11 protein-coding genes are annotated in these 13,177 nt (G+C 74.6%); 7 read left to right on the forward strand and 4 right to left on the reverse strand.

Annotated features, from left to right (window positions below; translation table 11 throughout):
• The first annotated feature begins 5 nt into the window (after nt 1–5).
• A complete protein-coding gene (locus AB0K34_RS35085) occupies nt 6–1,478 on the forward strand; it encodes a hypothetical protein (RefSeq protein ID WP_364553177.1) in 1,473 nt (490 codons plus the stop codon).
• Complete coding sequence (locus tag AB0K34_RS35090; protein ID WP_364553178.1) at nt 1,475–2,824, forward strand: AAA family ATPase; 1,350 nt, start codon at nt 1,475–1,477, stop codon at nt 2,822–2,824. The genes AB0K34_RS35085 and AB0K34_RS35090 overlap by 4 nt, the downstream gene beginning before the upstream one ends.
• A gap of 18 nt (nt 2,825–2,842) precedes the next feature.
• Here AB0K34_RS35090 and AB0K34_RS35095 read toward each other — a convergent pair whose 3' ends face one another.
• Nucleotides 2,843–3,631 (reverse strand): ATP-binding cassette domain-containing protein, encoded by a 789-nt coding sequence (locus AB0K34_RS35095; RefSeq protein WP_138641168.1) that lies wholly within the window; start codon nt 3,629–3,631, stop codon nt 2,843–2,845.
• A gap of 195 nt (nt 3,632–3,826) precedes the next feature.
• Here AB0K34_RS35095 and AB0K34_RS35100 point away from each other — a divergent pair, with 195 nt between their 5' ends.
• From AB0K34_RS35100 to AB0K34_RS35110, 3 genes are all read left to right on the forward strand, one after another.
• The gene (locus AB0K34_RS35100; protein ID WP_138641169.1) at nt 3,827–4,342 is read left to right on the forward strand and encodes a hypothetical protein; all 516 of its coding nucleotides are present in this window, start codon (nt 3,827–3,829) and stop codon (nt 4,340–4,342) included.
• A 120-nt stretch (nt 4,343–4,462) separates the two neighbouring features.
• Nucleotides 4,463–5,152, forward strand: coding sequence for a thioesterase family protein (locus tag AB0K34_RS35105; protein WP_138641170.1), 690 nt, complete (start codon nt 4,463–4,465; stop codon nt 5,150–5,152).
• A 141-nt stretch (nt 5,153–5,293) separates the two neighbouring features.
• Nucleotides 5,294–5,509 (forward strand): hypothetical protein, encoded by a 216-nt coding sequence (locus AB0K34_RS35110; RefSeq protein WP_138641171.1) that lies wholly within the window; start codon nt 5,294–5,296, stop codon nt 5,507–5,509.
• A 37-nt stretch (nt 5,510–5,546) separates the two neighbouring features.
• Here AB0K34_RS35110 and AB0K34_RS35115 read toward each other — a convergent pair whose 3' ends face one another.
• The gene (locus tag AB0K34_RS35115) at nt 5,547–7,064 is read right to left on the reverse strand and encodes a chromosome segregation ATPase (protein ID WP_301176915.1); all 1,518 of its coding nucleotides are present in this window, start codon (nt 7,062–7,064) and stop codon (nt 5,547–5,549) included.
• A 27-nt stretch (nt 7,065–7,091) separates the two neighbouring features.
• Entirely contained in the window at nt 7,092–8,093 is a 1,002-nt protein-coding gene (pip, locus tag AB0K34_RS35120; RefSeq protein ID WP_364553180.1) for a prolyl aminopeptidase, read from the reverse strand.
• A gap of 59 nt (nt 8,094–8,152) precedes the next feature.
• Here pip and AB0K34_RS35125 point away from each other — a divergent pair, with 59 nt between their 5' ends.
• On the forward strand, nt 8,153–8,377 hold the full coding sequence (locus AB0K34_RS35125; protein WP_138638538.1) for a hypothetical protein: 225 nt from the start codon (nt 8,153–8,155) through the stop codon (nt 8,375–8,377).
• Between the two features lies 1 nt (nt 8,378).
• On the opposite strand, the gene hrpA is transcribed toward AB0K34_RS35125, so the two are convergent.
• On the reverse strand, nt 8,379–12,314 hold the full coding sequence (gene hrpA, locus AB0K34_RS35130) for an ATP-dependent RNA helicase HrpA (RefSeq protein WP_364553182.1): 3,936 nt from the start codon (nt 12,312–12,314) through the stop codon (nt 8,379–8,381).
• A gap of 210 nt (nt 12,315–12,524) precedes the next feature.
• Here hrpA and AB0K34_RS35135 point away from each other — a divergent pair.
• Nucleotides 12,525–13,177: serine/threonine-protein kinase (locus AB0K34_RS35135; RefSeq protein ID WP_364553184.1), on the forward strand; the 653-nt coding region annotated here is incomplete at its 3' end.

Below are 13,177 nucleotides of genomic sequence, written 5' to 3' on the forward strand. Positions count from 1 at the left end.
CGTCGATGAGCGCACTGTCCTCGCTCGCGCAGTTGCAGGCGGCGGCCGCGGGGGTCGCGCAGCCGCTCGCGACCGTGCGGCACTGCCAGGTGTCCGGCGCACCGCTGGTCCTGGTCCCGCTGAAGCTGGCCGGAGAGGCGGCGGCGCCGCTCGCCGTCATGGCCGGGAGCGCGCCGGACGCTCCGACGCTGCTGGTCGTCCCGCAGCCGCGCAACCGCGACCTGCGGTTCGGGTTCGCCGCCGCGCTCGGCAGGCTCGTCCTGAACCACATCGAGACCAGCCGCGGCGAGGTGGAGCAGCTCCCGCCCGGCAAGGAGGGCGACGAGCGGATCCGGTACGGGGACGCGCCGCAGCTGCTCGTCCCGAACCGGGGCGGCGTCGCGTTCCTGCGGCTGATGGGCCGGTCCACCCGGTTCCGCAGCACGGAGGGCCCGTACGCGGTCGACCCGGCGGTGCCGGTGCTCGGCCGGTGGCTGACGTGGTTCGCCGAGCGGTTCGACCATCCCGGGTCGTCGCTGCTGATGGCGATGACGGAGGCGCTGCGGCTGCACTGGGCGACGGGCCAGAGCTCGCTGGAGGACGGCAACCTCGCGGCGCTGATGGGCTGGATCGACCCGCCGGACGGCATGGACGGCCCGGCCGCCGCGGCCCGCGCCGAAGATCCCGTGCTGTGCCCGCCCGCGGGGCCGACCACCGACCCGACGTTCGACAACGAGGTCCTCGCACCGGCGATCGCCGCCTACGACCGGGCCGGTCCGGGCTCCCGCGCCGAGGAGCGGCTGCGGGACGTCCTCGCCGGGCAGCTCACCCCGACGTGGGAGCTGATGTGGCGGGGCGTCGAGCTGCTCCGGGCGCTGCCGGAGGGCGCGAGCGTGCCGCGCCGCTGGGAGCGCGACCGGGACGCCTTCACCTATTACCACCAGACGTTCGGCGAGGCGTATCCTCAAGCGCGCCGCGACCCGCCCGTCCGCGCGGCCCGGCGGCTGCACGACCTCGAGCGCGCGCAGGACGCCTACGACGCGCAGCGGGCGTTCGACGACCCGCTGGTCATGGCCGAGCACCGGCTGGCCGGCGCGGCGTTCGGCGGGACGGTCACCGAGTGCGACCCGGCCCGGCTCGACGAGACGGGCAAGCGCCCCAAGCTGCGCCCGCTGCTGCGGGTCGGCACGGCGGACCCGGTGCGGCTCGACGTCGGGACGACCGTGTGCAGCGCGGCGCGGCCCGCGCTCAAGGGGAGGATCGTGGAGATCGCGGACGGGTCCGTGCTGCTGGAGCTGACCGGCGGGATGGGCCGCAAGCTCACGCCCGAGCCGGGCGCCGTCCCGGCGGCGGGCGCGCGGGTCTGCTTCACCTCGCTGTCGGAGGGCTCGTTCGGCGCGGCGAAGTTCCCCGACCGCGAGGACACGCCGTGGACCCACGGCGGCCCGCCCGGCGAGTACACGCCGACCGGCGAGGACGCGGAAGAGGAATGGGCGTGAGCGGGCACGCGGGCCGCCACCTGGTGCCGGTGGCGGCGGACGACCTGGACCCGTCGGCCGCGGCCGGGCGGGTCGTCGACGCGGTCCTCGCCGACCTCGCGGGCGGGCACCGCGGCGTGGTCGTCGACTCGCCGCCCGGCGCGGGCAAGTCGACGCTCGTGGTCCGCGCCGCCGCGCACCTGGCCGGGGCCGGCGAGCGGCTGATGATCGTGGCGCAGACGAACGAGCAGGTCGACGACCTCATCGAGCGGATCGCGGCCAAGCACCCGGCGATCACGCTGGGGCGGCTGTCGGCGTCGGGGTACGCGCCGTCCGAGCGGGTGCTGGCGCATCCGCAGGTGCGGGTGGCGCAGAAGGCCGCCGACCTCGCCGAGCACACCGTCGTGATCGCGACGGCGGCGAAGTGGGCGACGCTGTCGGACGGCACGTGGCCGTGGGCGATCGTCGACGAGGCGTACCAGATGCGCTCGGACATGCTGCTGCGCATCGCCGGCCGGTTCGAGCGGGCGCTGTTCGTCGGCGACCCCGGCCAGCTCGACCCGTTCTCCACGGTGGAGGTCGAACGCTGGACCGGCCTCACCTGGGATCCGATGCGCAGCGCCGTCTCGGTGCTGCTGGCGCACAACCCGGACCTGCCCGTCCACCGGCTGCCGGTGTCGTGGCGGCTGCCCGCCTCGGCGGCGCCCGTCGTGTCGCGGGCGTTCTACCCGTTCACCGGGTTCCGCGCCGGGACGGGGCCTGGCGACCGGCGGCTGGAGTTCGGCGCGCGCGGCATGGGCACCACCTACGACCACGCGCTCGAAGAGGCGGCGGCGACGGGCTGGGCCCTGTACGAGCTGCCGGCGCGGCACACGCTGCGCACGGACGCCGAGGCGGTCCGCGCGACGGCGGCGCTCGCCGTCCGGCTGCTGCAGCGCGGCCCCGTCGCGCACTCCGAGCAGGGGTCGGCGCCGGTGGACGCCTCCCGCGTCGCGATCGGCGCCGCGCACCGCGACCAGGTGACGGCGATCCGCGCCGCGCTCGGCCCGCACGGCGAGGGCATCACCGTCGACACCGCGAACCGGCTCCAGGGCCGCGAGTACGACGTCACGGTCGTGCTGCACCCGCTGTCGGGGCGGCGCGACGCGACGGCGTTCCACCTGGAGTCGGGGCGGCTGTGCGTGCTCACGTCCCGGCACCGGCACGCGTGCGTGGTGGTGGCGCGGGCGGGCATCCCCGAGCTGCTGGACGCGCACCCGTCCGCCGAGCCGGTGCACCTCGGCGTCCCGGTGAAGTTCCCGGACGGCTGGGAGGCGAACCAGTCGGTGCTGGCGCATCTGTCCCGGCACCGGGTCGCGGGCGGCTGAGCCGCGGGCGGGCGGCGGCTAGGCGGGCCCGGCGGTCGCGGCCCAGCGGCCGTTGTGGCGGGTGATCGTGATCGGGTGGTCGAAGCAGGCGCTGACCAGTTCCGTCGTGAGCACCTCGCCGGCCGGGCCGGAGGCGAGCACCCGCCCCTCGCGCAGCAGCAGCGCGTGGCTGGTGCTGATCGGCAGCTCCTCCAGGTGGTGCGTGACGAGCACGGTGGTCAGGTCCGGGCGGTCGGCGCGCAGCTGGTCGATGCTCTGCAGCAGCCGCTCCCGCGCGGCGACGTCGAGGCCGGTGGCGGGCTCGTCGAGCAGCAGCAGCGCCGGGTCGGGCATCAGCGCCCGCGCGATCAGCGTCCGGCCCCGCTCGCCCTGCGACAGGGTCGGCCAGCGGGCGTCCGCGCGCGCCGACAGGCCCATCAGGCCGATCAGCTCGTCGGCGCGGCGCACCTCGGCGTCGGTGGGCGTCCAGCGCGGGACGAGCTCGATGGTGCCGGTCACACCGGTCAGGACGATCTCCCGGACGGTCCGCGCCGACTCCAGCGGGTGCCGCGGGTTGACCTGCCCGATCAGCTTGCGCAGGTCGTGCACGTCGACCCGGCCGAGCCTGCGGCCGAGGATCTCCGCCGTGCCGCGCGTCGGGTGCGTGTAGGCGCCGAGGATGCCGAGCAGCGTGCTCTTCCCCGCGCCGTTCGGGCCGATCAGCGCCCAGTGCTCGCCGCGCAGCACGGTCATCGTGACGCGGTCGAGCAGCGGCCGCCGCTCGCGGACCAGATCGATCTTGTCGGCGTTGAGCACGACGTCGGACACGGGACCTCCCGATTCGATGACTCGGCATGGGGCACGCGGGGAGTGTGCGGCGCGCGCGGGGACGCGGAGGCCGGGATCGCCGGGGCGGGCGCGTCGGTGAAGATCTTCAACGTACCCGAGCGGCGCCGCCCGGTACGACGGAGGCGTCCGGCCGGATACTGTGAGATCCGGTGCCTCAGCGATCAGGGGAGGGACATGGAGGACATCGGCCTCATGTGCGCCCGCTGCGGCGGCGAGGTGCACGATGTGACGCACAACCGCGAGGGCTCGCTGGACGGCGTCGGCTACCGCCACAACCGGCGGGTCGAGCCGTGGGACCACGAGCTGGAACTGGCGGTCGGCGAGGCCCTCCCGCGCGAGCCGGGCTGCGACTTCTGCGGCGCGTCCGGGCCGAGCTGGCTCTACTACCCCACGCTCGACCCCGACGACACCGACATGTTCGAGGTCGAGCTCGACACCACCGACCTCTCCGACGACGACACCGCCGTGGCCGTCCTCAACATGCTCTATCCGTGGTACGCGTGCGACACGTGCTCGGTGCTGGTCGCCGACCGCAACATCGACCTCCTGATCGCCCGCGCCCTCGACCACACCCCCGTCCCGGCGGACGGGCCCGTCGACGAGGACACCGTCCGCGCCCGGCTCCAGGCGTCCCTCTCGGTCTTCTTCACCACGCGTCCCGGCCGGCCCCAGCCGTCCCGCGCCGTGTAGCGGCGCGGCGGGGCGCGGCAGTGGGTGCGGCGACCGCCGCACCCCCGCGGGCCGGATGTCGGTGGGGGACATTAAGATCTATGCCGTTTTGGTGAGATGAGTGCGGGCACGGGGGCGGACATGATCATTGACCGGCGGTTCCATGGGCCGGACGGGTCGGGGAACGGCGGATACGTCGCGGGGCGCCTCGCGGGGCGCGTCCCGATCGACACGGTGACGGTGACGCTGCGGCAGCCGCCGCCGCTGGACACCGAGCTCGCCGTGACGGTGGAGGACGAGCGCGGCCACAGCGTCCGGCTGTGGGACGGGGAGCGGCTGATCGCGGAGGCGCTCGCGGGGGCGATCGTCGTGCCGCCGATCGCGGCGGTCCCGTTCGAGCGGGCGCTGGAGGCGGCGGAGAAGTTCCGCACGCAGGAGAACCACCCGTTCCCGCGCTGCTTCGTCTGCGGGCCGGAGCGCGAACCCGGCGACGGGCTGCGGCTGGAGCCGGGGCCGGTCGGCGAGGGGTGCGTCGCGACGCCGTGGGTGCCCGAGCGGGTCCCCGAGCGTGAGCTGGTGTGGGCGGCGCTCGACTGCCCCGGCGGCTGGTCGTTCGACGTGGCGGGCCGCCCGGCGGTGCTCGGCACCATGACCGCGCAGGTGATGGACGTGCCCGAGGCCGGCGAGCGGTGCGTCGTGGTGGGGCTGGCGCGCAGCCGCGAGGGCCGCAAGATGCACGCGGCGACCGCGCTGTACGGGGCGGACGGGCGGCTGCTGGGCCGTGCCGAGCAGATCTGGATCGAGATCGATCCCGAGGCCTTCGGACGCTGAGCCCGGCCCGCCGGCCGATGATCCGCAGCCGGCCGACCCCTGCCGGTTCCGCATGGATCGCGGAAATGTGTCGCCGGGCACTGTCGTCCCGGCCGGTTCCGCTGTTCAATCTGAGCTGCCGCGGATACGGAGGCGGAGCTCATGAGCGGAGACGGGTTACTCATCCTGGGGCTGGCGGCCCTGGCGATCTACACGGGCGTCCACTGGGAGCGGGCGCGGCGCAGCGTGACGGACCTGCGGCTCAGCCGCCGGCGGATCGCCACGCTGCGGCGGACGGCGGCGCGCGAGCGCGGCCACGTCATGCTGATCAGCGCCGTGGCGTTGGCCGCGTTCTTCCTGGCGGTCCGGTACGGCTGAGCCCGGGCGGCGGCCCGCCCGGGCGGGGCGGCTCCCGTCAGGGGCCGGCGAAGAGGGGGTCCTCGCGGTCGACGCCGTTCAGCGGGCGGCCGTGGTTCTGCGCCTCGGCGCCCGGCACCCGGTGGCCGCCGGTGCCCGAGCCCGGCTCTCCGTTCGGTGCGGGGGCCGGGTAGGGCAGCGGCGCGCCCAGCGGGGCCATCGCACCGTTCGGGGCGGTGCCGTGCGGGAGCGGGCCGCCGATCGGGGGCGGGCCGGGCGGCAGGCCGGCGGGCTGCGCACCGGGGCCGTTCGGGACGCCCGGTCCGTTCGGGACGCCCGGCGGGGGAACCGGGGTGCCGCCGCCCGGCATCCGGCCGCCCGGCGGGACGCTGGACGACAGCGTGCCCTGGGTGAACTGGTCGACCTGGCGGCGGGCGCGGTCGGCCTCGGCGCGGGCGGCGTCGCGCTCCTCGGCGAGGGCGGTGAGCGCGGCCTGCTGGTCGGCGACCGACTGCGACAGCTGGCGCAGCTGCACGGCCTGCTCGTTGAGCTTGCCGGTCAGCTCGTCCCGCTCCGCGGTGGCGGCGGCCGCCCGGGCCTTCGCGGCGTCGCGCTCCTTGGCGGCCTCGTCGGCGCGCGCGTTGGCGCGGACGACCTCCGCCTCGGCCTCGGACTGCGCGCGCAGCGCGGCGGTCCGCTCGGCCTCGGCCTTGCTGGCGGCCTGCATGGCGCGCTGCCGCTGCGCCTCGGTGTCGCGCATGGCGTTGCGCAGGTCCTCGGCGCCCTGCTTGGCGACGGCGGCCTCCACCCGCTGCGCCTCGGCGGCGCCCTCGGCCTCGGCGAGCTTGGCGTGCAGGCCGACGAGCTCGGCCCGCGCCGCCTCCAGCGCCGCGAGCAGCTCGGTCTCGCGGGCGGCGACCCGGTCGCGCTCGCTCTCGGCGGCGAGCTTGGCCGTCATCGACTGCTGCGCGACCTGGTGGGCCTCCTCCCAGGCCTGCTGGGCGGCATCGCGCTTGGCGGTCGCGAGCCTAGCCTCCTCGCGGGCGCGCCCGGCGTCCTGCTCGGCCGTCTCGGCGCGCTTGCGGGCGGACGACGCCTCCTGCCACGCCTCCTCCGCCTTGCGCTGGGAGGCGTCCCGCTCGCTCTGCGCGATGGCGAGCTCGCGGGCGGCCTCGGCGCGCACCTCGGCGACCCGCCGCTCGACGCCGGCGACGCTCAGCTCGGAGGTCAGCGAGTCGGCGAGCAGGTCGGCGGCCTTCTCCAGCCGCTCGACCATCTCCCACGCCGACGCGACCTGCCCGGTGAGGCCGGGGGCGTCCCGGCCGCGGTCGCGGCGCTCGCGGGCCTCGCGGGCGCAGGCCCCCTCGTTGTCCTGGCAGTAGCGCACGGCGCGGACGGCGCCGACCGGCTGCGGGACGGGGCGTCCGCAGTTGGCGCACGGCCAGACCGCGACGGGGTCGCCCACGCGGGCGACCGCCGTCTCAGTGCTCTCCCCCGCGCCTTCGGAGACCGCGCCGCCCTGGGGAGCCGCGGCCGTCCCGGGGCCGCTATTGTCGCGCTCTTCGCTGTTAGGCATGGAATGAACCATACGCACTGACGCACGTCACCGCAGTGACTTGTGAGGCGGATGTGGGGGTGCCCACGTCGTCGAGAAGTGAGCGGCGAACGCGTCGGTCGCCGTGATGAGGCGGTCGCGCGTGCCGGGCTCGCTCCCGCCGTGCCCGGCGTCCTCGACGATGTGGAATTCCGCCTCCGGCCAGGCACGATGCAGATCCCACGCCTGGTCCAGCGGCGTCTTCATGTCGTAGCGGCCGTTGACGATCACCGCCGGGATGTGCCGGATCCGGTCGACCCCGGCGAGCAGCCCCTCCGCCGGGAGGAAGCCGCCGCCCGCGATGTAGTGGTGCAGGATGCGGGCGAACGCCAGCACGACGGCGTCGTCCAGCTCCGGCGGCGTGACGGGCAGCAGCGTGTTCGCCGCCATCTCCCAGTCCATCAGCGCGCGGGCGGCCGGCATGTGCACCGCCGGGTCGGGGTCCACGAGGCGGCGGCCGTAGGCGGCGAGCAGGTCGTCGCGCTCGGCGGGCGGGACCGCGTCCCGGAACGCCTCCCACTCGGCCGGGAACAGGTGCGCCGCACCGGTCGGGGTGAACGCCCACGCCTCGTCGGACCGGCGGACGAGGTAGACGCCGCGCAGCACCATCGCGGCGACCCGGTCCGGGTGGGCCTGCGCGTAGGCGAGCGCGAGGGTGCTCCCCCAGCTCCCGCCGAACACCAGCCAGCGGTCGATGCCGAGGTGCTCGCGCAGCCGCTCGATGTCGGCGACCAGGTGCGGCGTGGTGTTGTGCTCCAGCGAGACCGCGTGGTCGCCGGCGTGCGGGACGCTCCGGCCGCAGCCCCGCTGGTCGAACAGCACGACCCGGTACTTCGCCGGGTCGAAGAACCGCCGGTGGTCGGGCAGCAGCCCGCCGCCGGGCCCGCCGTGCAGGAACACCGCGGGCGCGCCGTCCGGGTTCCCGCAGGTCTCCCAGTAGATCCGGTCGCCGCCGCCGACGTCGAGCAGACCCGACTCGTACGGTTCGATCGGCGGATAGAAGTCTCGCAACCCCGCGCCCCCGTCATACGCCGCGATTAGTGATCTTCGGTGCACACTACCCTCTCCGCATGACGCAGCCGAGGTGCACGCAGTGCGGAACCGAAGATCTGGAGCCGGGCTTCATCGAGGACGCGGGCGACCACTCCCGCGGCTACGCGCGCTGGATCGCCGGGCCGCTGGAGCGCGGCGTCTTCGGCGGCGCGAAGCGCCTGGGACGGCAGCGCTGGCAGATCGACGCCTGGCGCTGCCGCCGGTGCGGCCACCTGGAGCTGTGGGCCGCCACCCCCGTCTGAGCTAGAGCTGGGCCATCGCCTTGCGGATGCGCTTGTCGGAGACCGGGAAGCGCGTCCCGAGCTGCTGCGCGAACAGGCTGACCCGCAGCTCCTCCAGCATCCACCGGATCTGCCGGGCGGGCTCCTCGTCGCGGCGGGACGGGTGCAGCCGCCGCAGCGCCTGCTCGTACTCCTGCGCCAGGACGTCGACCTGGTGCGCGAGCATCCGGTCGCGCCCGGGGTTCTCGGGGAGCTTGTCGAGCCGGACCTGGAGGGCGCGCAGGTAGCGGGGCAGGTCGGGCAGCCGCGCCCAGCCCGTCTCGGTGACGAAGCCGGGGTGGATCAGCGCCGCGAGCCGGCCGCGGATGTCGGTCAGCGCCGGGACGAGCGTGAGGCTCGCGGTGCCGCGCACCCGCCGGTCCACCTCGTGGGCCTCGGCGAGGATCCGCTCCACCAGCCCGACGACCTGCGCGGTCGCGTCGTGCAGGTCGGCGCGGACGCGGTCGTACAGGGCGCGGAAGCCCTCCTCGTCCCAGGCGGGCCCGCCCGCCTCGGCGATCAGCCGGTCGGCGGCGGCCGTGACGCAGTCGTCGAACAGCGCCGCGACCGAGCCGTGCGGGTTGTGGCTCAGCGCGAGCTTGCCCTGGTTGGTCAGGCGGCCCTGGACGAGCTTCACCGGGGACGGCGCGTTCAGCAGGATCAGGCGGCGCGTGCCGAGCCACATGGCGCGGCGCTGCTCGGCCTCCGTCTCGTACATGCGGACAGCGACGCTCTCGCCCTCGTCGGTGAGCGCCGGGTACGCCTTGACGTCGTAGCCGCTCTGCTTGCGCTCGTAGGTGCGGGGCAGCTCGCCGATCGTCCACTCGGTGAGGCCGGAGCGCTCGACGGTGGACGCCGCCTTCGACAGCGTCCCGCGCACCGTGCCGGCGAGGCGGCGCTTCAGCTCGTCGAGGTCGGTGCCCTCGCCGAGCGTGCGGCGCTTCTCGTCGACGACGCGGAACGTGATGCGCAGGTGGGCGGGGAGCCGGGACGGGTCCCACGCCTCGCGGGCGACGGGCACGCTCGTCATCGCGGTCAGCTCGCGCTCCAGCGCGTCCAGCAGCGGCTCGGTGCGCGGGGCGACGCGGTCGAGGACCTTGCGGGCGTAGTCGGGCGCCGGGACGAAGTTGACCCGCAGCTGCTTCGGCAGCGACCGGATCAGCTCGGTCACCAGCTCCACCCGCAGCCCCGGGACCTGCCATTCGAACCCGTCCGGCCGCACCTGGTTGAGGACCTGGACGGGGACGTGCACGGTGACGCCGTCGGCGTCGGTGCCGGGCTCGAACTGGTAGGTCAGGCGCAGCCGCAGCGGGCCCTGCTTCCACACGTCCGGGTAGTCGGCCTCGCTGACCCCGCCCGCGGTCTCGTTGATCAGCATGGACTTCTCGAACCCGAGCAGGTCGGGGTCGGTGCGCCGGGCCGTCTTCCACCAGGCGTCGAAGTGCCGCCCGGACACGACGTCCTCGGGGATGCGCGCGTCGTAGAAGTCGAAGAGGGTCTCGTCGTCGACGAGGATGTCGCGGCGCCGGGCGCGGTGCTCCAGCTCCTCCACCTCGTCCAGCAGGGCGCGGTTGTCGTGGAAGAACCGGTGGTGGGTGTCCCAGTCGCCCTCGACGAGCGCGTGCCGGATGAACAGCTCGCGCGACAGCGCCGGGTCGATGCGGCCGTAGTTGACGCGGCGGTCGGCGACGATCGGCACCCCGTAGAGGGTGACCTTCTCGTGCGCCATGACGGCCGCCTGCTTCTTCGACCAGTGCGGCTCGCTGTAGTTGCGCTTGACCAGGTGCTCGGCGAGCGGCTCGATCCAGTCCGGCTCGATCCTGGCGTTGACGCGGCCCCACAGCCGGGACGTCTCGACCAGCTCCGCCGACATCACCCAGCGCGGCGGCTTCTTGAACAGCGCCGACCCCGGGAACACGGCGAACTTCGCGCCGCGCGCGCCGAGGTACTCCTGGCCGCGGCGCTGCTTGCCGTCCTTCTTCTCGGCGTCGATCAGGCCGATGTGGGAGAGCAGGCCGGCGAGCAGCGAGGTGTGGATGCGGTCGGGCGGCGCGTCGGCGGTGTTGAGCGTGACGCCGAGCGCCTTGGCGACCTGCTTGAGCTGGCCGTGCAGGTCCTGCCATTCGCGGACGCGCAGGAAGTGCAGGAACTCGTTCTTGCACATGCGGCGGAACGCGCTGCCCGACAGCTCCCGCTGCTGCTCGCGCAGGTAGTTCCACAGGTTCAGGTAGGCCAGGAAGTCGGAGGTGGGGTCGGCGAACCGGCGGTGCTTCTCGTCGGCGGCCTGCTGGTGCTCGGCGGGGCGCTCGCGCGGGTCCTGGATGGACAGCGCCGACGCGATGACCAGGACCTCCCGCACGCAGCCGTTCTTGTCGGCCTCCAGCACCATCCGGGCAAGCCGCGGGTCGACCGGCAGCTGGGCGAGGCGGCGGCCGAGCGGGGTGAGCCGCTTGCGCGGGTCCTTCTCGGCCGGGTCGATGGCGCCGAGCTCGTGCAGCAGGTCGACGCCGGCCTTGACGTTGCGGCGGTCCGGCGGCTCCACGAACGGGAACGCGGCGATGTCGCCGAGGCCGAGCGAGGTCATCTGCAGGATCACCGACGCGAGGTTGGTGCGCAGGATCTCCGGGTCGGTGAACTCGGGGCGGGACTCGAAGTCCTCCTCGGAGTACAGCCGGATGCAGACGCCCTCGGACACCCGCCCGCAGCGGCCCTTGCGCTGGTTCGCCGACGCCTGCGACACCGGCTCGATCGGGAGCCGCTGCACCTTCAGCCGGTGGCTGTAGCGGGAGATGCGGGCGGTGCCGGGGTCGACGACGTACTTGATGCCGGGGACGGTCAGCGACGTCTCGGCGACGTTGGTCGCGAGGACGACGCGCCGCCCGCGGTGCGGCTGGAACACCCGGTGCTGCTCGGCCGCGGACAGCCGCGCGTACAGCGGCAGCACCTCGGTGGTGCCCTTCTGCCGGGTGAAGTGCTTGGTCAGCGCGTCGGCGGTGTCGCGGATCTCCCGCTCGCCGCTGAGGAACACCAGCACGTCGCCGGGGGCCTCGCGGCCCAGCTCGTCCACCGCGTCCACGATCGCCTGGATCTGGTCGCGGTCGGGGTCGGCGGACGGGTCCTCCGGGTCGATGACGGGCCGGTACCGCACCTCGACCGGATAGGTGCGGCCCGACACCTCCACGATCGGCGCATCCCCGAAGTGGGCGGAGAACCGCTCGGGGTCGATGGTCGCCGAGGTGATGATCACCTTGAGGTCGGGCCGGCGCGGCAGGATCTCCTTGACATAGCCGAGCAGGAAGTCGATGTTCAGGCTGCGCTCGTGCGCCTCGTCGATGATCAGCGTGTCGTACTGGCGGAGCAGCCGGTCGGTCTGGATCTCGGCGAGCAGGATGCCGTCGGTCATCAGCTTGACGAGCGTGTCGTCGCTGGAGCGGTCGGTGAACCGCACCTTGTAGCCGACGGTGTCGCCGAGCTCGGTGCCGAGCTCCTCGGCGATGCGGTCGGCGACCGTCCGGGCGGCCAGCCGGCGCGGCTGGGTGTGCCCGATCGAGCCGAGCACGCCCCGGCCGAGCTCCAGGCAGATCTTGGGGATCTGGGTGGTCTTGCCGGACCCGGTCTCGCCCGCGACGATCACGACCTGGTGGTCGCGGACCGCGGCGAGGATGTCGTCCTTCTTCTGCGCCACCGGCAGCTCGGCCGGGTAGCCGATCGCGGGCACGGCGCGGCGGCGCCGCTCGACCCGCCGCTCGGCGGCCTCGACGTCGGCGGCGATCTCCTCGGCGGCCTTCGCGCGGCGCGCGGCGTCCCGCATCTTCTGGACGCCGTCGATCCGGCGGCGCAGCCGGTGCTGGTCGCGGAGCATCAGCTCCGGCAGGCGCGCGCGCAGACCGGCGAGCGGCGATTTCACACTCGTCCCCATAACCATCGACAAGGATAGGGTTCCAGGCTCCCCGGCCCCGCTGACCCCACAACCTTCGCACCGTAGCCGGAACGCCCGGCGCTGGGCGATCCATTTTCCCGCCGGTACAACACCGCCGCCCGGAAGCACATTCCGGGCGAGCACGCTGCGTCGTCGTTCATTCACGGAAAGTCCTCTCCTCCGGGGTCCGGCTCCGTCATCATGGGTGAAGTGGAACCCCCGACCACCGCGGGCCGCCACCGGATCGACCGCCTGCTCGGCTCGGGCGGGTTCGCCTCGGTCTGGCTCGGCCACGACCCGGACCTCGACGCCCCCGTCGCGATCAAGATCCTCGGCGAGCACTGGACGCTCCGCGCCGACGTGCGGGAGCGGTTCGTGCAGGAGGCGCGGCTGCTGCGCCGCGCCGACTCGCACCGGCTGGTGCAGGTCTTCGACATCGGCGAGCTGCCGGACGGGCGGCCCTACTTCGTGATGACCTACGCCGACCGGGGCACGCTCGCCGACCGGCTGGCGGGCGGCCCCCTCCCGGCGGACGAGGCGCTGCGCGCCGCGCGGGAGATCGCGCGCGGCGTGCAGGACCTGCACGACCTCGGCATCGTGCACCGCGACCTGAAGCCGTCCAACGTGCTGCTGCGGTCGGCGCCGGGCGGCGGCGAGCGGCTCATGATCGCCGACCTCGGGATCGCGCGCAGCGGCGACCACCTGTCCTGCCTGACGCTGCCCGCGGGCTCCCCCGGCTACATGGCCCCAGAGCAGGCGCAGGTCGACGGGGCCCCCGACCACCGCGCCGACGTGTACGGCCTCGGCGCGCTCACCCACCACCTGCTGACCGGGGAGCCGCCCGCGGTGCCCGCGCGGCCGCC

The organism is Actinomadura sp. NPDC049382 (genome assembly GCF_040677125.1).
Taxonomy (GTDB): domain Bacteria; phylum Actinomycetota; class Actinomycetes; order Streptosporangiales; family Streptosporangiaceae; genus Spirillospora; species Spirillospora geliboluensis.

Bases quoted from the DNA above. Each gene is read 5' to 3' on its own strand.
- AB0K34_RS35085 (WP_364553177.1), top strand. From the start codon at position 6: ATGAGCGCACTGTCCTCGCTCGCGCAGTTGCAGGCGGCGGCCGCGGGG.
- AB0K34_RS35100 (WP_138641169.1), top strand. From the start codon at position 3,827: ATGGAGGACATCGGCCTCATGTGCGCCCGCTGCGGCGGCGAGGTGCAC.
- AB0K34_RS35105 (WP_138641170.1), top strand. From the start codon at position 4,463: ATGATCATTGACCGGCGGTTCCATGGGCCGGACGGGTCGGGGAACGGC.
- AB0K34_RS35110 (WP_138641171.1), top strand. From the start codon at position 5,294: ATGAGCGGAGACGGGTTACTCATCCTGGGGCTGGCGGCCCTGGCGATC.
- AB0K34_RS35115 (WP_301176915.1), bottom strand. From the start codon at position 7,064: ATGCCTAACAGCGAAGAGCGCGACAATAGCGGCCCCGGGACGGCCGCG.
- AB0K34_RS35125 (WP_138638538.1), top strand. From the start codon at position 8,153: ATGACGCAGCCGAGGTGCACGCAGTGCGGAACCGAAGATCTGGAGCCG.
- hrpA (WP_364553182.1), bottom strand. From the start codon at position 12,314: ATGGGGACGAGTGTGAAATCGCCGCTCGCCGGTCTGCGCGCGCGCCTG.